Source organism: Komagataeibacter xylinus, assembly GCF_031081985.1.
Lineage (GTDB): Bacteria > Pseudomonadota > Alphaproteobacteria > Acetobacterales > Acetobacteraceae > Komagataeibacter > Komagataeibacter xylinus_E.
In genome coordinates this window covers 209,755-233,081 of record NZ_JARWSK010000006.1, presented here as the reverse complement: position 1 = coordinate 233,081, position 23,327 = coordinate 209,755, and the positions used below count along the sequence as shown (strand labels likewise).

Here is a 23,327-nt window from a genome sequence, read left to right as displayed (position 1 = left end):
GGAACCCAGTCGTAAAAACAAGGGGCAGGCTGCATGATGCAGCCTGCCCCTTTTGCATGACATCCTTCGCCCGGATGGATCAGTCGCACTCACACCCGGGAGTCGGGCCGGGGCGCTTTTGGATGACATGATGGTCGATCCATTCCGACACCAGGCGCCGCGCCTCGTTGAGCGAGGATTCGGGGTGGTGGATACGGTAGAGGGTCGTGCAGGCATGGAAAGCCGACACATCGCTTGTCCCGACGCCACGCAGTTCCTGGTAGGCGGTGATTACGGCACGCTCGCATTTGCGGGCGATGCGACTGTTTTCAACAGACACGATGCGATGATCCACTAGTGAGAATGATTATTAATATTGAGATACTAGAGCGAATACCCCGTGGGGGCAAGGTACGCGAGCACTCACACTCTGCTGATCGGGTCACGTTATATTTCCGATGCGGCCTTTTTTTGGCAATTCCACCCCCATTGGCCCGGACACCGATGGATTTTCCGCCCTGTTGCGGTTAAGCGTCTGTGCTGACATTCAGTACACGCAATTCATTTGGCCGGAGACAGGGTATGCACGACGCCACGGGGAATGGGGCAGGACTTTCAACAGGCACAACCGCATGGGACCGCGACGCAGCCCTCATGACCGCGCGCCTGCTGCTGGAAATCAAGGCCGTCAACTTCCGTCCCGATGATCCCTACACCCTCACCTCGGGCTGGAAATCCCCGGTCTATATCGATTGCCGCCGCATCATCTTCTTCCCCCGCGCGCGCCAGAAGATCATGGAACTGGCGGTGGAAAAGATCGGCCGCCATGTCGGCTATGAAAGCATCGACGCCGTGGTGGGCGGCGAGACGGCGGGCATTCCCTTCGCCGCCTGGATTGCGGACCGCATGATGGCGCCGATGGCCTATGTGCGCAAAAAGCCCAAGGGTTTTGGCCGCAATGCCCAGATCGAGGGCGATGTGCCCGAGGGCATGCGCACCCTGCTGGTGGAAGACCTGACCACCGATGGCTCATCGAAGGTGCAGTTCGCCAACGCGCTGCGCAAGGCGGGCGCGATCGTGGACCACACCTTCGTGGTGTTCTTCTATGGCGTTTTCCCCGGCGCATACCGCACGCTGGCGGATATGGACATCAGCCTGCATGCGCTGTGCACCTGGTGGGATGTGCTCGAAGCCTGCGCGGGCAAGCCCTATTTCTCGGAAAAGGATGCCGCCGAGGTGCGTCGTTTCCTTGAAGACCCCTGTGCATGGTCAGCCAAGCATGGCGGCGTGGGCAGTGCTGAAGAGGCACTGGCGCTCAAGGCCAAGCGTGATGCCGGGGCCTGACCCACGGGCCATCTGATGGCGCGTGTTCTTGCCTTCGATTCGGGCATTGGGGGGCTGGGCATCGTAGCCCAGCTCCGCCCGCTCCTGCCCGGCATACCGATCGACTATCTGGCTGACACGGCCGTCTTCCCATACGGCGAACAGCCCGACACCCTCCTGCGCGCGCGGATCGTGCGCCTTATGGGGGCAGCGATTGATCGCCTGCAGCCCAGCGTGGTGGTGGTGGCGTGCAATACCGCCAGCACGCTCGCGCTCGACAGCCTGCGGGCTGCTTATGACGTGCCCTTCGTGGGCTGCGTGCCGCCCATAAAATGGGCCGCCGACCAGACCCTTACTGGCACGATCGGGCTGCTGGCCACGCGGGCCACCGTGCACCGCCCCTACCTGAAGGCACTCAGCGCCCGCTTTGCGCCTGACTGCACCCTGCTCGCCCACGGCGCGCGCGGACTGGCGGACATGGCGGAAAACGCCTTTCGCGGCACGCCGCCCGACCCCGCCCTGCTCAGGGCGGAACTCGCGGGCCTGTTCGGGCAGCCCGGCGGCGCGGCAATCGACGTCGTGGGGCTGGGCTGCACGCATTATACTTTTTTGCTTGATGCCATGCGTGAAGCAGGTCCCCCGCATGTCACCTGGCTGGACCCTGCGCCCGCCGTGGCCCGGCAGGTCACCCGCGTGCTGGCCTCGTGCCCAGCCCTGACCGGCCCCGCTTCTTCCCTGCCCGATCAGTTCTGCTTTACCGCCCCGCCGCGTGATCTTGCGGCCCTACGGCCGGGGCTGTCGGCCCTGGGCTATGGACAGGACGTGCCAAGGCTATTCGACGCCAGCCCGGCTGCTGCACACAAAGGGTAGAAGCCTTCGGGCGCCGCCTTTTTTCAAAAAGCAGCGTTTCTTGAAGCTTTTTGGAAAAAAGCTTCACCAAAAACTTCTTCTGATTTCACGATTCCGGAAAGGGCAAGCCGCCCCGCCTGCTTAACGCAGGCGGTTGACGGTGTAGCTCGCCGTATCCTGCAGCATCTGGCGCAGGCGGCTGGGCGGGAAGATGGATAGTGCCTCACGCGCCGCATCGGCATATTCCGTTGCACGCTCAAGCGTGATGCGGATGGCGCCAGTCTGCTCGATCAGGCGCAGGGCATGATCGAGATCCTCAGGCTTCTGCTCGCTTTCCTCGATCACACGCTGCCAGAAGGCACGGTCCTCCGCCGAGCCTGCGGCATAGGCGGCCAGCACCGGCAGGGTGATCTTGCCTTCACGGAAGTCATCACCCACCGTCTTGCCCAGGCGGGCCTGGTCGGCGGCGTAATCCAGCGCGTCATCAACGAGCTGGAAGGCCATGCCCAGATTGGTGCCATAGGTTTCGAGCGCGCGCTCCTCCGCCTCGCCCCGATCGGCCACGACGGCCCCCACGCGGCAGGCTGCGGCGAACAATGCCGCAGTTTTGCCATGAATGACTTCCAGATACTGATCGATCTGTGTGGAGAGGTCATTCTGCGTGGACATCTGCAGCACTTCCCCTTCCGCAATGGTGGCGGAAGCGGACGAGAGGATATTCATGACCTTGAGCGAGCCGTCATCCGTCATGAGCTGGAACGAGCGGGCGAACAGGAAGTCCCCCACCAGAACCGATGCCTTGTTGCCAAACACCGCATTGGCGCTGGCCATGCCCCGGCGCAGCGAACTCTCGTCCACCACGTCATCATGCAAAAGCGTTGCCGTGTGGATGAACTCCACGCAGGCGGCCAGGGCCACGTGGCGCTGGTGCGTGGCATCGGGTTCGTAGCCGCACAGCCGGGCGGAGGCCAGTGTCAGCAGCGGGCGCAGCCGCTTGCCACCGGCGGCCACAAGGTGGGCTGCAAGCTGGGGAATAAGGGCGACCGGGCTGTCCATCCGCTCGACAATGGCGCGGTTGCACGCCGCCATGTCATCCGCAAGATATTCCGCCAGATCGCGCAGGGCGACTTCTGATCCATCTGCCATCGGGCGGCGAGCCCCTTCGTCTTTCTGACTTGCCGTTTCGTCGGATTCCGGCAGACTAACTGCTAGGGCCAAAAGGTTACTCTCCCGGTTCCGAATGTATGAACATAGAATGAGTATATGGGCGGCGCTGGAATAACGGTCAAGCCGGAGCACACAGGCACACGGCACGGAGCAGCACATGACCTGCCTCTCCCCCCCACGGGCATGGACCCTGTAACCACAGGCCACCTGCTGGGCGGAAAGGTGGTCTATCGCCAGTTTTCGACCGGAAACAGGACCGGACTTGAGCCTGTTCTGATGGCTGCTTTCGTGCCTGCACGCCCTGGCCAGATCGTCATGGAAGGTGGATGCGGCGCGGGCGCGGGACTGCTCTGCCTGTCGAATCGGGTGCCCCGGCTGACAGGAATCGGGCTGGAGCATGATGGCGCCACCGCGGCGCTGGCCCGGCATAACTTTTTGCTCAACCATCGCCACGACCTGCATGTGCGCCATGCCACCCTGCCTGCCCTGCCCGATGACCCGCTGCTGTCCGGCCCCGGCCTGCGCCGCATCGACCACGCCTTTGCCAACCCGCCCTGGCATGGGCAGGAGTCATCGGCCTCGCCGCACAGCCAGCGCGACCTTGCCCGCCGCCTGCCCACTGGCGCGCTCGGTGGCTGGGTGCGCGCCATGGCCGCCCAGCTACGCCACCACGGCACGCTGACGCTGGCCCTGCCCAGCACCCTGCTGGCGGCCTGCTGCACGGCCATGGAGGGCGCGCAACTGGGCCGGATCAGGGTGCTGCCTTTCTGGCCCCGCGCGGGGCAGGCCGCACGGATCATGCTGGTGCAGGGACGGGCGAATTCACGCGCGGGCAGCGAAATGCTGCCCGGCCTTGTGCTGCATGAGGCCGATGGCCGCTTTACGCCAGAAGCCCGCGCCATTCTGGAACAGGGTATGCCGCTCATGCCGTGAGCGAAGTGGTATGGCTGACAAAAGATAAAAGCTTCCGGACGCCGCCTTTTTTCAAAAAGGCGGCGTTTTTGCAAAGCTTTTTGAAAAAAGCTTCACCAAAAACCTTGTTCCCTCGCCCTACTGGCAGGCGAGGCATTCCTCATAATCGCCCGATGTCGCAGGGGGGCTGCCGCCATCCTTTGGCGTCACGTCGCGCTTTTCCTGGCCATCGCTCACCGCATCGGCCCGCTGGATGGACAGCGAGCGGCAGTAATACAGCGATTTTACCCCCCGCTTCCACGCCATGTAATGGATCTGGTGCAGGTCGCGCTTGTGCACGTTGGCAGGCAGGAAGATGTTGACCGACTGCGCCTGGCAGATGAACGGCGCGCGATCCGCCGCATGCTCGATCACCCAGCGCTGGTCGAGTTCAAACGCGGTCTTGAACACGTCCTTCTCCTGCTGGGTCAGGAAGTCGAGATGCTGCACGCTGCCCTTGTTGAGCGTGATGGACGACCAGACATCGCTGGTGTTCCGACCCTTGCTGGTCAGCAGCTTGTCAAGGTGGCGGTTGCGCACGGTAAACGAGCCGGACAGCGTTTTTTGCAGGAACACATTGGCCGCGATCGGCTCGATGCCGGGGCTGGCATTGCCCGCGATGATCGAGATCGACGCCGTGGGCGCGATCGCCATCTTGTTGGAAAAACGCTCCATCACGCCATATTCCGCCGCATCCGGGCACGGTCCACGCTCTTCGGCCAGCTTGCGCGAGGCGGCATCGGCCTGCGCGCGGATGTGCTGGAAGATCTTGCGGTTCCAGCTCTTGGCCACAACGCTTTCGAACGGCACGTTCTTGGCCTGCAGGAAGGAGTGGAACCCCATGACTCCCAGCCCGACCGAGCGTTCGCGCATGGCGGCGTAGCGGGCACGCTCCATGTCGTCGGGCGCGCGGTCGATGAAGTCCTGCAGCACGTTGTCGAGGAACAGCATCACATCCTCGATGAACTGCGGATCATCCTTCCACTCATCCCATGTCTCGAGATTGAGCGAGGACAGGCAGCACACCGCCGTGCGCTCGCGGCCATGGTGGTCCATGCCGGTGGGCAGCGTGATCTCGGCGCACAGGTTCGAGGTCTTGACCTCAAGCCCCGCCAGCTTGTGGTGCTCGGGGCGCGCGTTGTTCACATGGTCGGAATAGATGATGTACGGCTCGCCCTGTTCCATGCGCGCGGTGAGGATTCGAATCCACAACGCGCGGGCCGAAACCTTGCGGATGACCGTGTTGTCCTTGGGGGAGAGCAGCGCCCATTCATCATCATCGGCCACCGCGCGCATGAACGCATCCGACACCAGCACGCCGTGGTGCAGGTTGAGCGCCTTGCGGTTGGGGTCGCCGCCGGTGGGGCGGCGCAGCTCGATGAATTCCTCGATCTCGGGGTGCCAGACCGGCAGGTACACCGCAGCCGAGCCGCGCCGCAGCGAGCCTTGGCTGATGGCCAGCGTCAGGCTGTCCATGACCCGGATGAAGGGAATGACGCCCGAGGTCTTGCCATTACGACCCACGTTCTCGCCAATCGAGCGCAGGTTGCCCCAGTAGGAACCGATGCCCCCCCCCTTTGAGGCCAGCCACACATTCTCGTTCCACAGGTCCACGATGCCGCGCAGGCTGTCATTGGCCTCGTTGAGGAAGCACGAGATGGGCAGCCCCCGCGAGGTGCCGCCATTGGAGAGCACCGGGGTTGCCGGCATGAACCAGTGCCGCGAGATGTAGTCATACAGCCGCTGGGCATGGGCGGGGTTGGCCCCGTAATACGAGGCTACGCGGCCAAACAGGTCCTGATAGCTCTCATCAGGCAGGAGGTAGCGGTTGTTGAGCGTTGCCTTGCCAAACGCCGTGAGCAGCGCATCGCGGGAATGGTCCACGCGCACGGGATGATGACCGGGAAGCTGGACCACACTGTCCAGCATGTCAGACGTGTCAGGCATGGGCGTACTGTCCTTTCCCTGAACGGCCCCATCCTCGTTGGCAGAACGATCGGCCATGCCGCCGGATACGTCATCCAGGACCATTTACATTCTCCGTAATCGGCCCGCGCCAAGGCACGCAGGGCCTTTCGGGCGCCTGCGTGGTGGGACGGGGTTTTATGATATGCCCCTATATATGGACTATTTCATGCGGCTTTGCACTACATAATGTAGGGCGGGAAAATGGGGAACGTTGTTCCGAATCAGCGGCCAGCTTACGTCAAGCGGATTGACGGGAGATTATTTTTTTTAATTTTTCTCCCCTCCCCCTTCACGCCGTAAGGCTGCCCCATCGTGCCTTGGCCGCCTCATCCTGCGCGCGGGGTTCGACCCAGGCGCTGTGCCCGTTTGCAAATTCCTCGCGTTTCCAGAACGGTGCGCTGGTCTTGAGCCAGTCCATCATGAAGGCGGTGGCCTCCTGTGCCGCGCCCCGGTGGGCGGAGGCGCACAGCACCAGCACGATGGGCATGCCCACCGCCAGCCTGCCAACCCGGTGGATGACCGTGCAGCCCACCAGCCCGAATCGCGCACATGCCGATTCCGCGATGCGGCACATCATGGATTCGGTCATGCCGGGATAATGCTCGAGTTCCAGCGCCACCAGCCCGCCGCCGCCGCGCACGATTCCGGTAAAGGCTGCGACTCCCCCCACATCCTCATGCCCGCGCAGCAGCAGCGCGGTTTCGTGGGCGCTATCAAACGCTTCGGCCTGAACGCGGATCGTGACACGCGGCATGATGGTCTCAGCCCCCTGTAACCGGCGGGAAGAACGCAATCTCGTCATGCGCGGCAATAGGGGCGGCGATCGTGGCGAAACTCTGGTTCACCGCCACGCGGATCAGCTCAGGTTTGGCGAAGATGGCGGCATATTCCCCCCCACGCGCGCGCAGGGCGGCAATCAGGTCCTGCACGCTATGCGCGCCCTGCGGCAGGGGCAGCGTCTCGCCGGAGCGGCCAAGGCGGTCGCGCAGCCATGCAAAATAAAGAATGCGTAGCATTCCGCTTTTCTCTCCCACTCAGGGCAGGCCCTGCGCCCCGCAGCGGCGGGTCACGTCAGGGGGCCTGCTGTTCATGCACCGTGCCATCGGCGCTGACCGCGGTTACGGTGCCATCGCCATTGGGCACGATGATCGCCGCATCCGCTGCGTCCTTATGCGTTGCGCCCCGCCCCGAAGACAATGCGGAAACGTGTCCGGGCGGCCCATCGTCCACCGCATCGTTGCCAATCTGCATCTCGCCGCCCGCAGGCAGGTCATGCTCCATCCCGCCCGGCATGATGGCGGCTACCGCCTGCCCCGCCGCCGGGGTGGCCTGCCCATCGCGCAGCACAGGCCAGATATTACGCGCCTGCGGCAGGATCGGCAGCACCTGCGGGGCCTGCCCGCTCACGCGGCGCATGTTCTCGCCTTCCGCGCGCGGCGTATTGGGCAGGCTGCCGGGAAATTCGGCATTATCGGCGAAGATCGGCCCGAACCCGCCGCATCCTGCCAGCCCCACCAGCAATGACAGCACCATTGCATTGCGCACCACGCTCTTCCCTCGCCTCCTCGCCAAACCGGCGGGCGCATGGCCCGCAGGGACGATGAGCCATGAAGCGCGTTAATTTTTCATGTAGCTCAGGAAGATAATTTGGTGGCGCCCGAGGTGCCGCGCCCCACATGGCGCAGCCCGGTGGAGACATAATCCCACCCGGTAATCAGCGTCAGGGCGGCGGCGATCCACATCATGATGGCGCCGAGCACATTGACCGGCAGCCAGCCGATATGCAGCAGTCCTGCCGTGCTGTCGCCTGCCAGCAGGAAGCCGATCGCCGTCATCTGGAAGCCGGTCTTCCATTTGGCGAGCTTCGTCACCGGCAGGCCAACGCGGGTGGCGGCAAGGTATTCACGCAGGCCGCTGACCAGGATCTCGCGGCACAGGATGATGATGGCGGGGTACAGGCACCCGTAAGGCAGCCGCCCCAGCCCCGCCATGACCATGAGCGACGCACCGACGAGCAGCTTGTCGGCAATGGGGTCGAGCATGCGGCCGAGATCGGAATTCTGGTTCCACGCCCGCGCCAGCTTGCCATCAAAGTAATCGGTGATGCCCGCCAGGATGAACAGCACGCAGGCAGCGCAATCGGTCTGGGCCGTGTGGATGACCACAAGCGCCACGACGATCGGCACCACGATGATGCGGGACAGGGTCAGGAGGTTGGGCAGGTCGGTAAGCATGCTGATACTGCTATAACCAAGAAAGGGAGAAAGCCAATATACTGATAACGCCTGTCAGGCAGGTTGCAGGCTCACATCTGCATGACAGCCGCTCACTCTTCTGTCCAGTCGGGATGGAAAAAACCGTAAATGACCCGCGCCATGTCGCGGTTGATGCCTGGCGCATGCTCCAGCTCCCCCAGGCCAGCCTGCCGCACGCCGCGCGCCGAGCCGAAATGCTTGAGCAGCGCGCGCTTGCGTGCCGGACCAACGCCCGGAATATCATCAAGTTCCGAGCGCACCAGCGTCTTGGAGCGCCCGGCGCGGTGGGTGGTGATGGCGAAGCGGTGCGCCTCGTCCCGCAGGCGCTGCAGGTAGTACAGCACCGGATCACGCGGCGGCAACTGGAAGGGCGGCCGGTCGGCGGTATGGAACCACTCCCGCCCCGCATCACGGTCCGGCCCCTTGGCAATGCCCACCAGGGTCACGCCCGTCACGCCAAGTTCATCAAGCACGCCGCGCACGGCGGTGTACTGCCCTGCCCCGCCATCAATCAGCAGGATGTCGGGCCAGTCCTCGGGGCGCACGCCTTCCTCCCGGTCCTTCAGCGCGCGGCGGAAGCGCCGTTCCAGCACCTCGCGCATCATGGCGAAGTCATCGCCCGGCGTGACCGGCCCCTTGATGGAGAATTTGCGGTAGGCGCGTTTTTCAAACCCTTCCGGGCCACCCACCACCATCACGCCATAGGGGTTCGCGCCTTGGATGTGGCTGTTATCGTAGGTTTCGATGCGCTTGGGGGGCGCGTCGAGGCCAAACAGGTCGGCCACGCCCTGCAACAGCTTCGCCTGGCCCGCACTTTCGGCCATCCTGCGCTCCAGCGCTTCGCGCGCGTTCAGGGCGGCATGCTCGATCACGCCGCGCTTCTCGCCACGCTGCGGGTGAATGATCTCGACCTTGCGGCCCCGGCGCAGGCTCAGGGCGGCGGTGAGCACGTCAAGCTCCGGCAGGTCCTGGTTGACGAGCACCTGCGCGGGCGGGGGCTTGTCATCATAGAACTGGCCGATGAAGGCGGCGAGCACGTCGGGCGCGTTCTCATCACGCGCATGGCTGGGAAAGAACGCCCGGTTGCCGTTGTTGCGCCCCGCGCGGATGAAGAACACCTGAATGCAGGACTGCCCGGCAATCTGCCAGATGGCGATGATGTCGGCATCGCTCATGCTGGAGGGGTTGATGACGCTGGAATCCTGCTGCAGGGCCGAAAGCCCGCGTATGCGGTCGCGGATGGCCGCGGCGCGCTCGAACTCCAGCGCCTCGGCGGCCTGTTCCATCTCCAGGCCCAGCTTCTCGCGCATGTCCGGGTCCTTGCCCGCCAGGAAGCTGCGCGCCTGGGCGGCAAGTTCGGCATAGTCCTCGCGGCTGATGCGGTCGGTGCAGGGCGCCGAGCAGCGATGGATCTGGTGCAGCAGGCACGGGCGCGTGCGGCCCTGCATCTCGCTATCGGAGCACGAGCGCAGCAGAAAGGTGCGCTGGAGCAGGTTCAGCGTCTGGTTGACCGACCAGGCCGAGGCAAACGGCCCCCAGTACGAGGCCCCCTTGACCGGCTTGCCCCGGTGCTTGCTGATCTGGGGGAAGTCGTGCCGGTCGGTCAGCATGATCCACGGGTAGCTTTTGTCATCACGCAGCAGGATGTTGTAACGCGGCTGCATGCGCTTGATGTAATTGGCCTCGAGCAGCAGGGCCTCGGCCTCGGTATGGGTGGTGACGATTTCCATGCTGCGCGTTTCCGACACCATGCGGCGCAGGCGCTCGGTCAGGCGGCTGACATGGGTGTAGGAGGTCACGCGCTTCTTCAGGTTCAGCGCCTTGCCTACGTACAGCACGTTCCCCTTTTCGCCGAGCATGCGGTACACGCCGGGCGCCTGTGGCATGGTGCGCAGGGCGTGGTGGATCGCATCCACCCCCACCGGGCGGGTTGGTGCGTCGGAAATGGCCGTTGTCATGGACGGCAGCCGTTCATCCACCGATAATGTGGATAAGTCTGTGGAGCAGGGGCCGAAAAAAACGTGCGGGTGGCGGTTTTCCGTTCCTGTACTTGGATTGCCCAAAAAAACATCACTAACAACAACCTACTGTTTTCAAACAATTATATTGGACAAGCCGGAGGCCGGAAAAAAAATCCGCCCCACGACAGGCTGGATTCAGGGCTGTCAACCCCACAGGTGGACAAATTATGGCATCCGTGTGTCCTGATGAGCGGATTGCATTTTTGCAGGAAATATCAGCCGCCTTTTGCCATTCGTTCCTGTTTTCGTCCTGCGCTGCGCCCTGTGGGGAAAAAAATATTCTTGTCAGCCTGCCACGGATCGGCAATGCAGCCGATATGCGTATCGTCACCTGGAATATCAATTCCCTCCGCCTGCGGATGCCGCTGCTTGCCCGGCTGTGCCAGGACACATCGCCCGATATCGTCTGCCTGCAGGAAACCAAGGTACCTGACGCCCTGTTCCCGCTTGAGGACGTGCGCGCCCTTGGCTTCGGGCATGTCGTGTTTCGTGGCATGAAGGGATATAATGGGGTGGCCATCCTGTCACGCCAACCCGTAACCGTGCTGGAGGATACGCCGGACTGGTGCGAAAAGGGTGACTGCCGCCACATCGCCGTGCGCCATGGCACGGGGGCTGACGCGATTGACGTGCATGATTTCTACGTGCCTGCGGGCGGTGACGTGCCCGACCCGGTCGAGAATCCCAAATTCGCCCACAAGCTCGCTTTTGTGGAGGAGGCACGCCAGTGGTTCTCCGCGCGTGACATGCGGCGCACCGTGCTCGTGGGCGACCTGAACATCGCCCCACTCGAGCAGGATGTGTGGAGCCACAAACAGTTGCTCAAAATTGTCAGCCACACACCGGAGGAAACCGAACGCCTGCTGGCCTGGCAGCAGACCGGCTTCATCGACGCCATGCGCGAATTCGTGCCGCCGGATGAGAAGCTCTATACGTGGTGGTCCTACCGCAACCGTGACTGGAGCGCGTCAAACCGCGGGCGGCGGCTGGACCATGTATGGGTCACACCCGACCTGCGCCCTGCCCTGCGCGGCATGGAGGTGCTGCGCACTGCACGCGACTGGGAGAAGCCGTCGGACCATGTGCCGGTGCTGATCGATATCGACGGCTGAGCGCAAGGCAGCGTTTTTCGAAGCTTTTTGAAAAACGCTTCACCAGAAACTTTTATCTTTATAAGGCTCAAACACGACCGGGCCGCCCGAAACCGGGCGGCCCGTCATAATTCACACGTCAACGCAGCCCCGGTTCAGGCAAGGGCGCTCTTGCCGCCTTCGGGGTCGAGACGGTAGCCGCCGCCTTCCGTTACCAGCAGGCTGGCATTGGTGGGGTCGGGCTCGATCTTCTGGCGCAGGCGGTAGATATGGGTTTCCAGCGTGTGGGTCGTCACCGCCGCGTTGTAGCCCCACACCTCGTTGAGCAGCACCTGCCGGGGCACGGGGCGCGTGCCCGCGCGGTACAGGAACTTCAGGATGGCCGCTTCCTTCTCCGTCAGGCGGATGCGGCGATTCTTGGCCGTTTCCTGCAACAGCTTGGCCGACGGGCGGAAGATATACGGCCCGATGGCAAAGACCGCGTCCTCGCTGTTCTCGAAAATACGCATCTGCGCGCGCAGGCGGGCCAGGAGTTCCGCAATACGGAACGGCTTGGCCACATAGTCGTTGGCGCCCGCATCGAGGCCCCGCACCACATCCGTCTCGTCATCAGAGCCAGTCAGGATGATGATGGGGATGCGCTTGCCCTTGCGCCGCAGGTCGGCGCAGAAATCACGCCCGTCCCCGTCGGGGAGGGATACATCGAGGATGATCGCGTCAAAACGCGCCCCCGGTTTCTGCAGCTTTTCCCAGGCTTCGGCGACGGAGCCAGCCTCGATCGCTTCAAATTCACCATCAATCTGTAGCTGTTCAACGAGCATCTGACGTAAAGTCTGATCGTCGTCCGCTATCAGTATGGGACGTGCTCCTGCCATCGAACCCTCTTCATCACTTTAAGGCCGGTCCTTTATCGAACCGGTCTCTGTCTTGCTGTTCATGCCCGACCCCATGACCAGCAGGCCCATGACCTGCCGGCCTCAATGCCGTATGCAGCCGGATGAGGCCGGAGATAACATAAATACGACCCGATCCAGAGGAATTCATGATACGCGCTATTTTGCAAACGAATACAGGGCTGGATGCACAACTGCATTGCATTCGCGAGTTTATGCCCGCCATCATCGGCGCGGGCGGCATCAAAACCCGCAAAATCGAGGGAGATCATGCCACGCCCGCCGGTATTCTGCCGTTGCGGCGCGTGTTCTATCGCGCCGACCGGGTGGCATCACCTGTTTGTCATCTGCCCGTCGAGCCGCTCTCGCCGCTTGATGGCTGGTGCGATGACCCCGCCAGCCCCGATTACAACCGCCATGTCACCCTGCCCCACCCCGCCCGGCATGAGCGGCTGTGGCGCGAGGATCACGTTTACGACATTGTGGTGGTGCTTGGTTATAACGACGCGCCTGTCCATTCCGGCGCGGGGTCGGCCATCTTCCTCCATCTCCCCCCCAAGGGCGGCCGCCCCACGGAAGGCTGCATTGCCCTGCCCGAACCTGAACTGCGCCGCCTGCTGGCCGCGGGGCTTGCGGAAATCGAGGTCAGGCCGCCGGTATAGGCCCATCAGTCACGGGCAGGTCCGTCTGGCTCACATCCTGCCCCGGCGGCATGAACAGCACGATGATGTCGCCTTCCGCCGGTTCGGCCGGAATCGCATCCTCGGCTGAGAAAACCCAGATCGCCGTGCCCTTGCGGATGATCATGAACAGCATGGCCGGGCCGTCGGTCAGCCGGGCTTCGCTTATGGTTTCATCGGCAATATAGCTGCCAAAGCGCCAGCCCTGGGCGTAGCGGGAATCGATAAGCGAGAAATTCCACGCAGGCTCGCCCAGCACCTTGCCGCGCGAATCCCGGCTCAGCCCGTGATACAGGTCCAGCCTGGCTATGCCCGGACTGACCTGAAACACGCGCTGCCGCCCTAGGTCAGGCGCCATGCGCGCGCACACCAGGCCGTTATAAATGGCATCCGGCGTGGTGGCGATCAGGTAGTCGGCGGGGCGCTCCTCCAGGCTTTCCTGCCCCTCGACCGAGAGCAGTTCGGCGCGCAGCACAGGCACGCCCAGCCCCGCTGCCTTGTTGAGCGCGGGCGCATACGTATCGACAAGCAGCACCGGCACCCCCCGGTCATGCACCACGCGGGCGAGGTTGGTGGACCACGCATTGGCCCCCATGATGGCCAGCGCCGGCTCATCGGACAGGGTCAGTTTGAGCGCGCGCGCCAGCGGCCTGAGCGAGAAGCCATGCAGGATCATGGTCGAGGCGATCAGCGCGAACACGGCAGGCGTGATCATGTTGGCCCCGGCGTAACCGGCCTCCTGCAACTGCAACCCCACCACGCCGGACACGGCGGCGGCCACGATGCCGCGCGGCGCGATCCAGCCCACGAACAGCCGCTCCTGCCACGACATGCTCGCCCCGATGGTGGAGAGATAGATGCCCAGCGGCCTTACCACGAACATGACCGTGAATGTCAGCGCCATGATCGGCCAGGACAGTTCGGCCAGCACCGTGCGCTGCAGGTCCGCCGTGAGCAGCACGAACAGGCACGAGACCACGATCACGCCCAGCGATTCCTTGATGCGCTGGAGTTCCGACATGCCGGTCACATGCAGGTTGGCCAGTGCCATGCCGAACACGGTGGCCGCCATGAGCCCTGCGCCCTGCATGAGCAGGTTGCAGATGGCCGCAACCCCCATGGCGAAGGCCAGGATCATGGGAATGCGCAGGATCTCGGGCAGCAGGTCGCGTGCCGAGAGGAACTTGATGAGCAGCGCGGGAAAAATGCCGCACCCGATGGAAAACATGGTGGCGAACAGCAGGTGCGGCCCGATTTCCACCGCCGCAAGCGATGCATCGGATGTGTGGCTGGAACTGATCAGCAGGCATTCCAGCACCAGGGTTGCCAGAATGGCAGCGATGGGATCGTTCACGATCGCCTCCCACCGCAGGAAGGCCGCCACCCTTGGCCGCAGCTTGGTGTGGCGCAGCAGGGGCAGCACCACAGTTGGCCCCGTCACCACCACAATAGCGCCAAACAGCCAGGCCGTGCCCCAGTTCAGGTGCCCCACGTAATGCGCGGCCAGCGAGCCGAGCAGCCAGTTGATGGGCAGGGCGGCTGCCGTCAGGCGTAGCACGCCCTCGCCCGATTCACGCCATTGCCGCAGGTCAAGCGCCAGCCCGCCCTCGAACACGATGAACGCCACGGCCATGGAAACAAGCGGGTGGAAATACGGCCCGATGGCCGTGGCCGGGTGCAGGATGCCAAGCCCCGGCCCGCAGATCAGCCCAAGGGCGAACAGCAGCACGATGGCAGGCAGCTTGAAACGCCATGCTACCCATTGGGCCGCAATGCCACCGCCCAGCACGAACAGAATTCCAATTGCCAGGTTTGTTGCCTGCATCCCGATGTCCCATAATGTTGCAAATGGCGCCGGTGCCAGCCTGCCAATGGATCATGGAGGGCCGCGACCTTTCAGGCCCGCCCTGCCCTGCGCCGCATCCATGATCCGGTCAGCTTCGGCACCCGACACTGTATATGTGCAACAATAACGCCCAAGGCAGGAAACCAGAACCAGCCTGTCATAGATAAGCCAAAAATATTTCTTGCCGCAACAAAATACGGCGCGAATGTTAAACACCGCGCAGGCGCGATTTGACTTTCTTTTGTTGTGCTGACGCTTTGTTGATGGCTGCATTCCCCCTAGCTGTGCCCCCGCATGGCAGGGCGCGGGATGGTGTGCATGGGTTGTGAAGCCTGTTTGGGCTGAAGGGCGGATTCAGGACCGGAGCTTGCTGAAAACGCTGCCTTTTAGAAACTGTTTGAAAATCAGCCCGGAAAACACCCAGCAATCATAAGGACGTTTTTGGTGACGCTTTTTGCCAGAAAGTTTCAAAGAACGCCGCCTTTTTGAAAAAAGGCGGCACCCAAAAACTTTTGTCATTTTTTATCAATGAGTTGCTTTCAAATAGTTCCTTAAAAAGCATTACCAAAAGATTTTTCGGAAAACGGATTTCAGCCCGCGTCACGCTGCATGATGGCGGCGAAAAAGCCATCCGTATGGTGCTGGCGCGGCGTCAGGCTGACCTGCCCATCCGTGCTCAGCCCCGCAGGCAGGTCATCATCCGCGCCATCGGGCACGACCAGCGAGAAAGCCGGGTTGCGGGCCAGAAAGGCTGCGATCTGATCGCCATTTTCCTCGCGCAGCACGGAGCAGGTGGCATAGACCATCCGCCCGCCCGGCCGCACCAGGGCTGCGGCGCGGTCCATGATGGCAGCCTGCTTTTCGGTCAGTTCCACAAGATCGCGCTCGCGCAGGCGCAGGCGGGCATCGGGGTTGCGCCGCCATGTGCCGGTGCCGGTGCAGGGCGCATCGACCAGCACGCGGTCAAAGCTGCCACTGCGGCGGCGCGCCCAGCGGTCGCCCGCCACCAGCAGGTGTCGCTCGGCATTGTGCACGCCCGCGCGGCGCAGGCGGCGCACCGCACCTTCCAGCCGTGGCTCGGACACATCGCACGCCACGATGTGCCCCCGGTTTTCCATGGTCATGGCCATGCCCAGCGTCTTGCCCGCAGCGCCCGCGCAGTAATCGAGCACGCGCATGCCCGGCCGCGCGCCCACGGCGGCAACCACAAGCTGGCTGCCTTCATCCTGAATTTCGATCAGCCCGCTGCGAAAGGCGGCGCATGATGTAATGGGCTGGCGGCCCGCAACCCGCAGCCCCCATGGCGAGAGCGTGGTATCAACCGCATGGATGCCTTCGCCCTCAAGGGCGGCCCGTGCTGTAGGGCGGTCGGATTTGAGCAGGTTCACCCGCAGGTCAAGCGTCGCCTCGCCATCCATGGCGGCAAGTTCGGCTTCCAGCCCGTCCCCAAAAGTACGCTCAAGGCGGGGCAGCAGCCAGTCCGGCACTTCCAGCCGCACGGCGGGCGGCATGTCGGGGTGCAGCAGCCCCTGCCCTTCAAGCCGGGCGTACAGGCTGCTCTCGGAGCCGATCAGCCCCAGCGGCGCGTACCGCTCGCCCGTAAAGAGGTGTTGCGGGTTTTCACGCGCCTCCGGGTCGAGCGCCATCATGGCCAGCACCAGCGTGCGGGGCGTGACCTTCCCCCCCACGCGCTCAATCCACCAGTGCAGCCTGCGCCAGTGCCGCAGCACACGCCACACGCGCGCCGAGATGGCCCGGCGGTCGCCGCCGCCAATATAACGCCGCTCCCGAAAGAAGGCATTGGCCAGCGCATCGGCAGGGCGCTGCGGCGTAGCCTCCATTGCGGCAAGCAGGTCAATGGCGGCGGAAAGCCGTGCGCTGGGTGTCATGAATCAGGGAACCGTTATTGTGGGGAAGGCCGGCAGGATCAGTCCTGCCGGTAGTTCGGGGCTTCACGCGTGATGGACACGTCATGCACGTGGCTCTCGCGCAGGCCCGCGCCGGTAATGCGGCGGAAGCGCGCGCGCTTCTGCAGGTCGGCAATGGTGGCCGAGCCGGTATAGCCCATGCCCGCGCGCAGCCCGCCCACGAGCTGGTGCACCACGGCCCCCATCGCACCCTTGTAGGCCACGCGGCCCTCGATGCCCTCGGGCACCATCTTGTGCGTGTCCTTGATGTCCTGCTGGAAGTAGCGGTCGGCTGAGCCGCGCGACATGGCGCCAAGGCTGCCCATGCCACGGTAGGACTTGTAGGTCCGGCCCTGGTACAGGAACACCTCGCCCGGCGCCTCTTCCGTGCCGGCAAGCAGCGAGCCGATCATGACCACGTCGGCCCCTGCGCCGATCGCTTTCACGATATCGCCCGAGGTGCGCACGCCACCATCGGCAATGGCAGGCACGTCAAGCTCGTGGCACGCGGCCGAGGTTTCCATCACGGCGGAGAACTGCGGCACGCCCACGCCCGCCACCACGCGCGTGGTGCAGATAGAGCCGGGGCCAATGCCTACCTTCACGCAGTCAGCGCCCGCGCCGATCAGCGCCTGCGCCGCCTCGGGGGTGGCCACGTTACCGGCAATGATCTGGATATCGTTCTCGATGGCGCGAATGCGCTCGATGCTTTTCAGCACGCCCGCCGAGTGGCCATGCGCGGTGTCGATCACCACCACGTCCACGCCAGCCGCGATCAGTTCGCGCGCGCGGGCCACGCCATCATCGCCCACGCCGGTGGCGGCGGCGCATAGCAGGCGGCCGAGGCTGTCCTTGTTGGCCTGCGGGTACTGCACCGCGCGGTCCATGTCCTTGACGGTGATGAGGCCGATGCAGCGGTCCTCGTCATCAACGACCAGCAGCTTTTCAATCCGGTGGCGGTGCAGGAGCTGACGGGCCTGCTCGCGGTCCACGCCGTTGCGCACGGTCACGAGGTTCTCGCGCGTCATGAGTTCATACACGCGTTGGGCGGGATCGGTGGCGAAGCGCACGTCGCGGTTGGTCAGGATGCCCACAAGGCGGTTGGTCTCGCGCTCGACCACCGGCAGGCCACTGATGCCATGACGCGACATGGTGGCGTTCACTTCCGCCAGCGTCTGGTCGGGATAGACGGTGACCGGGTTGACCACCATGCCCGATTCGAAACGCTTGACGCGGCGGACCTGCTCGGCCTGCTGCTCGATGGTCAGGTTCTTGTGGATTACGCCAAGGCCACCGTTCTGGGCCATGGCAATGGCCATGTTATCTTCGGTCACGGTGTCCATGGCCGAGGAAATCAGCGGAATATTAAGGGTGATCTTGCGGGTCAGCCGGGTTTTGGTCGATGTCTGCGAAGGCAGCACGCTCGATTCATCGGGAACGACCAGCACGTCATCAAAGGCGAGGGCCTCGCGGATGCGGTCCTCAAGCCGGGAAGTCGATGTGTTTTGTGAGATGGAAGACATGATGCAGGGCCCTCGTCAGCAGATGGCGGCTACCCCGCGCCTCGGGTCACCGACCGTTGGCGCCCCCTCTTAGGGGGCTAAGCGGGCGCTGGCAAGCATTACGCGCGGGCTTCGTGCGCTTTCTGCCCGCGCGGGGCAAAAAAACAGCCCGCAGGCTGTCCTTATGCTGTCAGGCGCAGGCCGTCATACGCCGCCTCGACGCCCGCGGGCAGGTTGGCCTGCATCCATGCCCAGTCCATATCCGGCCCCATATGGGTCAGCACGGTGCGGCGCGGCTGTATGACCTCGCGCCATTGCAGCACGCGCTCCAGCCAGCCATGCGACGGGTGGGTCGCGCGCTGGAAGCAGTCCACCACCCACGTATCGACCCCGCGCAGCACGGCAAGGGCGTGGGCGTCCATCTCGGCCACGTCCGTGCAGTAGGCCATCGGCCCCGCGCGCAGGCCCAGCGTTTCGGTGCGACCATGGGTCTGGGCAAACACCTGCACTTCCATTCCGGCCATGACCTGCGTGGAGGGCAGGCTGACGACATTCACGTCGAAGATGGGGCGGAAGATGGCAGGCGGGGTCCAGGGGCGGAAGGCGTAATCGAAGCGGGTACGGATCTCGTCGAGCACCGCCGCCGTGCCGTAGATGGGAATCGGCCCGTTGATGATGCGGTTGATGGCCCGCAGTTCATCAAGCCCCAGAATATGGTCGGCATGGGCATGGGTGTAGATCACGGCGTCGATCATGCCGATGCGCTGTGAGAGGAACTGCGCGCGCAGGTCCGGCCCCGTATCAACGAGCAGCCTGCGGCCCGGCCCGTCATCAATCAGCACGGAGGCCCGCGTGCGGCGGTTGCGTGGCTCGGTCGGGTCGCATTCGCCCCAGTCCCCTGCCCCATCCGGCCCGCCCAGCATGGGCACGCCCGATGAACCGCCGCAGCCCAGTATGATCATGTCCATGCCGTTATACCGCCCGTGTAAACAGTCGACTGAAATTACGCGTGGTCATCTCGGCAAATGCCGCATCCTCCATGCCGCGCAGTTCGGCCAGCATGCGGGCGGTATAAGCCACATAACCCGGTTCGTTGCGCTTGCCGCGTTTTGGCACCGGGGCAAGATAGGGCGAATCGGTTTCAACCAGCAGCCGCTCGGCGGGCACGTCCTTCGCCACGTCACGCACCGCCTGCGCGCGGTTGAAGGTGGCAATGCCCGAGAAGCTGATATACCCGCCCAGCTCCAGCGCGCCGCGCGCAAGGTCCGGCCCGGATGAGAAACAGTGGATCAGGAACGGAAACGCGCCGTGCTTGCCGGTCTCGTCACGCAATATGGCCAGCGTATCGTCATCGGCCTCGCGCGTGTGGATGACCAGCGGCAGGCCGGTGCGGCGGGCGGCATCGATATGCACCCTAAAGCTTTCCTGCTGGCGGGGGCGGATGTCCTCCTGGCCGTGAAAGTAGTCCAGGCCACTCTCGCCAATGCCCACCACGCGGGCGTCATCCGCCATGGCCGCGAGTTCGGCCCCCGTGGGCAGCGCTTCCTCGTCCACATGGTCGGGATGGGTGCCGATGGTGCACCATACCCGCAGCTCCGGAGCATCGAGCGTGGCGAGCGCCTTCTGCTGCGCCGCGCGTGACAGCCTTGTGCCGATGGTCACCAGCCCGTCCACCCCGGCCTCGCGCGTGCGGGCCAGGACTTCGGGCATTTCCTCAGCGGAGAAATGGTCGAGATGGCAGTGGGAGTCGGTCAGTCCCGTGCGGGTCATGATGCCTCCGGCTCCTCATAGCGCGGGAACACACCCTCCGGCTTGGGCAGCACGCAACCTGCAGGCAGCGGGGTGTCGAGGGCTGCAAAATCCCGCTCGCCTTTTTCCACGCCAAGCTGGGTCAGCATCCTGTCCATGCTGCCGGGCATGTAGGGCTGGAGCACGGTGGCGATGATGCGTAGCGCATCGGTGAGCACGCGCAGCACGTCGGCCATGCGCTCGGGGTCGGTTTTCTTGAGCTTCCACGGGGCCTGGTGGTCGATATAGGCATTGCAGGCGCGGATCAGCTTCCACACTTCCTCCAGCGCGTCGGTCAGGGCCTGCCGGTCGATCTGCTGGTGCATGATGTCGGGCAGCAGGCTGGCAGTAGCCAGCAGTTCGCGGTCCTCATCAGTCTGTTTGCCCTGCGCGGGCAGCTTGCCGTCGCAGTTGCGCGCGACCTGCGAGAGCGTGCGCTGGGCGAGGTTGCCGAGGTCATTGGCCAGTTCGACATTCATGCGCGAGATGATGGCGCGACGGCTGAGGTCGCTATCGCCGCCAAAGGGCATCTCGCGCATAAGGAAGAAGCGGATGGCATCAAGGCCAAAGGTCTTCACCAGGTCACGCGGGTCCACCACGTTGCCCAGCGACTTGCTCATCTTCTGGCCTTCAATGGTCCACCAGCCATGCGAGAACACGCGCTCGGGCAGTGGCAGGTCTGCCGCCATGAGCAGCGCGGGCCAGTAGATGGCGTGAAAGCGCAGGATGTCCTTGCCCACAAGGTGCAGGTTGGGCGGCCAGAAATCCCACCGCGCCGCCGTCTTGTCCGGATAGCCTACGGCGGAGAGGTAATTGGCCAGCGCATCGACCCACACATACATCACATGCTTCGGGTCACCCGGCACGGGAATGCCCCAGTTGAAGCTGGTGCGGCTGATGGACAGGTCGCGCAGGCCCTGCTTAACGAAGCTCTTCACCTCGTTGCGGCGGCTCTGCGGCTCGATGAAGCCGGGGCGGGTTTCATAGAGTTCCAGCAGCCTGTCACCGAATTTGGACAGGTTGAAGAAGTAGGACGGCTCCTTCACCCACTCGACGGCAGCGCCCGTGGGGGCGACCTTCTTACCGTCGGGACCGTCGATGAGTTCTTCCTCGCCATAGAAGCATTCATCGCGCGTTGCGTACCAGCCTTCATAGGCATCGAGGTAGATGTGGCCGTTTTCCTCAAGCTTCTTCCACAGCGCCTGCGCCGCCTGCACATGGCGCGGCTCGGTGGTGCGGATGAAGTCATCGTAGGAGATGTCCATCGTGTCGTACATGTCGCGGAAGTCGGCTGCCACCGCATCGGCGAAGGCCTGCGGCTGCATGCCCTTTGCCTCGGCGGCCTGCTCGACCTTCTGGCCATGCTCGTCGGTGCCGGTCAGGAAGAAGACATCAAACCCCGCCAGCCGCTTGAAGCGCGCGATCACGTCGGCTGCGACCGAGGTGTAGGCGTGGCCGATATGAGGCGCCCCGTTCACGTAATAGATTGGTGTTGTGACGTAGTAGCGCCGTGTCATGTTTCACTCACCCGCGCAAGGGCCGTAAGGACCGCCTGCTGTTTATCCAGATTGAACTGTTCGGTTTCCGCGCGCAGCCGCATCATGTCCTGCCACAGCAGGGCCAGACGGGCCGGGCGCAGATCCGCTGTTTGCACCCTGTCCGTATCGGCGGCCAGGGCACGTGCCTTTTGAGATATGGCATCACACAGCAGATCGAAAAAGACGCAAAAGTCATTTTCCCGTTTTGTGACCTGCGCGGCAATGTCGTATTCCGCCCCCTCGCCTGCCGTGCCCGCCATCACCCCGGCCACCAGTTGCGACAGGGCCGGACCATCACCGCCAAGCAGTTCGAGCGCCTTGCCCGGCGCGCCATGCGCAAGCGGAATGATGGCCTCGATCTCATCAGCCGGGGGGGCATCGGGCATGGCGGCGAGTACCGCGCGCATCGTCGCGTCATCAAGGGCGGACAGGCCCAGCACCCGACAGCGGCTGCGGATGGTGGGCAGCAGGCGGCCGGGCACGGCGGTGGTCAGGATCAGGATCGCGCGCTCGGGCGGTTCTTCCAGAATCTTGAGAATGGCATTGGCCGCCGTGCGGTTCATGTATTCCGCGCCATCGACGATCACTACCCGCCAGCCGCCCTCGGCCGCCGTGCGCCGCAGGAAGGCGCCAATGGGGCGGATGTCATCACCCACGATCTCGCGGCGCAGGCGGTTGCGCTTTTCATCCATGCCGCGCGCAATGACCAGCAGGTCGGCATGGGTGCCAGCAGTTACACGGCGGCCCACGGGGCTGTCATGGTCCTCGGCCCGCAGCAGGGCGCGCGCCATGAGAAAGGCCATACTGGCCTTGCCAATGCCCTCCGGCCCGGCCAGCAGCCATGCATGGTGCAGCCGCCCCGTGCGCATGACCGCCTGGAATTCCCGCCACGCCGCATCATGGCCAAGCAGGCGGCGGCAGGTGCGCGGGTCAGGCATGGGGCAGCAGCGGGGTTACGATGTCGCGCAAGGCCTGCTGCACGTCCTGCGTCGTGCCGCTGGCATCAATGCGGCGGCAGCGCGTGGCGTCGCGCCGGGCAATGGTGTCAAAGCCCTCGGCCACGCGGGCATGAAAGGCGGCCCCTTCCGCCTCATAGCGGTCGGTGCGGCCATCACCCCGCCCGGCCAGACGGGCCTGCGCCACCGCAGGGGGCACCTCAAGCATGAAGGTGAGGTCAGGCACCACCGGAACCAGGCCGCGCAGGGTGGCGATCAGGCCCAGCATGGCGGGGTCGCCGTGGCTCAGGCCGTAGCCCTGATAGGCCTCGGTTGAATCGGTAAAGCGGTCACAGATCACCACGCCGCCACGGGCCAGCATGGGCGCGATGCGCTGGTCGACATGGTCGGTGCGTGCGGCGAAATGGGCCATGACCTCGGCGCGGGCCGAAAGGCCATGCCCGCCAAACAGCAGCAGCTCACGCAGCGCCTCCGCCCCCGGCGTGCCGCCCGGCTCGCGCGTGAGGTCGACATCATGACCCTGCGCGCGCAGGTGTTCGGCCAGCAGCCGCGCCTGGGTGGACTTGCCCGCCCCCTCGCCGCCTTCAAGGGTAATAAACAGGCCGGTCATGGC

General features: G+C 64.1%; 22 protein-coding genes. 5 read left to right on the top strand and 17 right to left on the bottom strand.

Annotation, left to right across the window (positions count from 1 at the left end):
- Window positions 1-79: 79 nt before the first annotated feature.
- Window positions 80-334 (bottom strand): hypothetical protein, encoded by a 255-nt coding sequence (locus QEG70_RS13110; protein ID WP_159262624.1) that lies wholly within the window; start codon window positions 332-334, stop codon window positions 80-82.
- Between the two features lie 227 nt (window positions 335-561).
- On the opposite strand from QEG70_RS13110, the gene QEG70_RS13105 reads away from it, so the two are divergent.
- Together QEG70_RS13105 and murI are read left to right on the top strand one after the other, a co-directional pair.
- Entirely contained in the window at window positions 562-1,323 is a 762-nt protein-coding gene (locus QEG70_RS13105; RefSeq protein ID WP_061273257.1) for an orotate phosphoribosyltransferase, read from the top strand.
- A 15-nt stretch (window positions 1,324-1,338) separates the two neighbouring features.
- Window positions 1,339-2,172 carry a glutamate racemase gene (murI, locus tag QEG70_RS13100; RefSeq protein WP_308721078.1) on the top strand — a complete coding sequence of 278 codons (834 nt, stop codon included), beginning with the start codon at window positions 1,339-1,341 and terminating at the stop codon, window positions 2,170-2,172.
- A 120-nt stretch (window positions 2,173-2,292) separates the two neighbouring features.
- Here murI and QEG70_RS13095 read toward each other — a convergent pair whose 3' ends face one another.
- Window positions 2,293-3,297, bottom strand: coding sequence for a polyprenyl synthetase family protein (locus QEG70_RS13095; protein WP_308721077.1), 1,005 nt, complete (start codon window positions 3,295-3,297; stop codon window positions 2,293-2,295).
- A gap of 204 nt (window positions 3,298-3,501) precedes the next feature.
- On the opposite strand from QEG70_RS13095, the gene QEG70_RS13090 reads away from it, so the two are divergent.
- Window positions 3,502-4,251, top strand: coding sequence for a tRNA1(Val) (adenine(37)-N6)-methyltransferase (locus tag QEG70_RS13090; protein ID WP_308721076.1), 750 nt, complete (start codon window positions 3,502-3,504; stop codon window positions 4,249-4,251).
- Window positions 4,252-4,368: 117 nt separating this feature from the next.
- Here QEG70_RS13090 and QEG70_RS13085 read toward each other — a convergent pair whose 3' ends face one another.
- The 6 genes from QEG70_RS13085 to uvrC form a co-directional block, all read right to left on the bottom strand.
- The gene (locus QEG70_RS13085) at window positions 4,369-6,300 is read right to left on the bottom strand and encodes a ribonucleoside-diphosphate reductase subunit alpha (RefSeq protein ID WP_308721075.1); all 1,932 of its coding nucleotides are present in this window, start codon (window positions 6,298-6,300) and stop codon (window positions 4,369-4,371) included.
- A gap of 226 nt (window positions 6,301-6,526) precedes the next feature.
- Window positions 6,527-6,991: a molybdenum cofactor biosynthesis protein MoaE gene (locus QEG70_RS13080; protein WP_308721074.1), complete on the bottom strand. Its 465-nt coding sequence runs from the start codon at window positions 6,989-6,991 to the stop codon at window positions 6,527-6,529.
- A 7-nt stretch (window positions 6,992-6,998) separates the two neighbouring features.
- Entirely contained in the window at window positions 6,999-7,253 is a 255-nt protein-coding gene (gene moaD, locus QEG70_RS13075; protein WP_308721073.1) for a molybdopterin converting factor subunit 1, read from the bottom strand.
- A 55-nt stretch (window positions 7,254-7,308) separates the two neighbouring features.
- Entirely contained in the window at window positions 7,309-7,785 is a 477-nt protein-coding gene (locus QEG70_RS13070) for a hypothetical protein (RefSeq protein ID WP_308721072.1), read from the bottom strand.
- An 86-nt stretch (window positions 7,786-7,871) separates the two neighbouring features.
- Window positions 7,872-8,471, bottom strand: a complete 600-nt coding sequence (pgsA, locus tag QEG70_RS13065) for a CDP-diacylglycerol--glycerol-3-phosphate 3-phosphatidyltransferase (protein WP_130731743.1) — start codon at window positions 8,469-8,471, stop codon at window positions 7,872-7,874.
- A 92-nt stretch (window positions 8,472-8,563) separates the two neighbouring features.
- Window positions 8,564-10,450 (bottom strand): excinuclease ABC subunit UvrC, encoded by a 1,887-nt coding sequence (uvrC, locus tag QEG70_RS13060; RefSeq protein WP_308721071.1) that lies wholly within the window; start codon window positions 10,448-10,450, stop codon window positions 8,564-8,566.
- Window positions 10,451-10,830: 380 nt separating this feature from the next.
- Here uvrC and QEG70_RS13055 point away from each other — a divergent pair, with 380 nt between their 5' ends.
- A complete protein-coding gene (locus QEG70_RS13055) occupies window positions 10,831-11,625 on the top strand; it encodes an exodeoxyribonuclease III (RefSeq protein WP_308721070.1) in 795 nt (264 codons plus the stop codon).
- A gap of 134 nt (window positions 11,626-11,759) precedes the next feature.
- Here the strand turns inward: QEG70_RS13055 and QEG70_RS13050 are convergent, their stop codons facing one another.
- Complete coding sequence (locus tag QEG70_RS13050) at window positions 11,760-12,479, bottom strand: response regulator transcription factor (protein ID WP_061273227.1); 720 nt, start codon at window positions 12,477-12,479, stop codon at window positions 11,760-11,762.
- A gap of 167 nt (window positions 12,480-12,646) precedes the next feature.
- On the opposite strand from QEG70_RS13050, the gene QEG70_RS13045 reads away from it, so the two are divergent.
- Window positions 12,647-13,159, top strand: a complete 513-nt coding sequence (locus QEG70_RS13045; RefSeq protein ID WP_308721069.1) for a L,D-transpeptidase family protein — start codon at window positions 12,647-12,649, stop codon at window positions 13,157-13,159.
- On the opposite strand, the gene QEG70_RS13040 is transcribed toward QEG70_RS13045, so the two are convergent.
- From QEG70_RS13040 to tmk, 8 genes are all read right to left on the bottom strand, one after another.
- Complete coding sequence (locus QEG70_RS13040) at window positions 13,143-15,002, bottom strand: cation:proton antiporter (protein ID WP_308721068.1); 1,860 nt, start codon at window positions 15,000-15,002, stop codon at window positions 13,143-13,145. The genes QEG70_RS13045 and QEG70_RS13040 overlap by 17 nt on opposite strands.
- Before the next feature lie 611 nt (window positions 15,003-15,613).
- On the bottom strand, window positions 15,614-16,912 hold the full coding sequence (locus tag QEG70_RS13035; protein ID WP_308721067.1) for an RsmB/NOP family class I SAM-dependent RNA methyltransferase: 1,299 nt from the start codon (window positions 16,910-16,912) through the stop codon (window positions 15,614-15,616).
- Window positions 16,913-16,950: 38 nt separating this feature from the next.
- On the bottom strand, window positions 16,951-18,453 hold the full coding sequence (gene guaB, locus QEG70_RS13030) for an IMP dehydrogenase (RefSeq protein ID WP_308721066.1): 1,503 nt from the start codon (window positions 18,451-18,453) through the stop codon (window positions 16,951-16,953).
- Window positions 18,454-18,614: 161 nt separating this feature from the next.
- Window positions 18,615-19,400 (bottom strand): MBL fold metallo-hydrolase, encoded by a 786-nt coding sequence (locus QEG70_RS13025; protein ID WP_308721065.1) that lies wholly within the window; start codon window positions 19,398-19,400, stop codon window positions 18,615-18,617.
- Between the two features lie 4 nt (window positions 19,401-19,404).
- Window positions 19,405-20,202: a TatD family hydrolase gene (locus QEG70_RS13020; protein WP_308721064.1), complete on the bottom strand. Its 798-nt coding sequence runs from the start codon at window positions 20,200-20,202 to the stop codon at window positions 19,405-19,407.
- Window positions 20,199-21,737: a methionine--tRNA ligase gene (gene metG / locus QEG70_RS13015; RefSeq protein ID WP_308721063.1), complete on the bottom strand. Its 1,539-nt coding sequence runs from the start codon at window positions 21,735-21,737 to the stop codon at window positions 20,199-20,201. Before metG ends, QEG70_RS13020 begins: the two co-directional genes overlap by 4 nt.
- Entirely contained in the window at window positions 21,734-22,696 is a 963-nt protein-coding gene (locus QEG70_RS13010) for a DNA polymerase III subunit delta' (RefSeq protein ID WP_308721062.1), read from the bottom strand. Before QEG70_RS13010 ends, metG begins: the two co-directional genes overlap by 4 nt.
- Window positions 22,689-23,324 carry a dTMP kinase gene (gene tmk / locus QEG70_RS13005; RefSeq protein WP_308721061.1) on the bottom strand — a complete coding sequence of 212 codons (636 nt, stop codon included), beginning with the start codon at window positions 23,322-23,324 and terminating at the stop codon, window positions 22,689-22,691. Before tmk ends, QEG70_RS13010 begins: the two co-directional genes overlap by 8 nt.
- Window positions 23,325-23,327 lie beyond the last annotated feature (3 nt).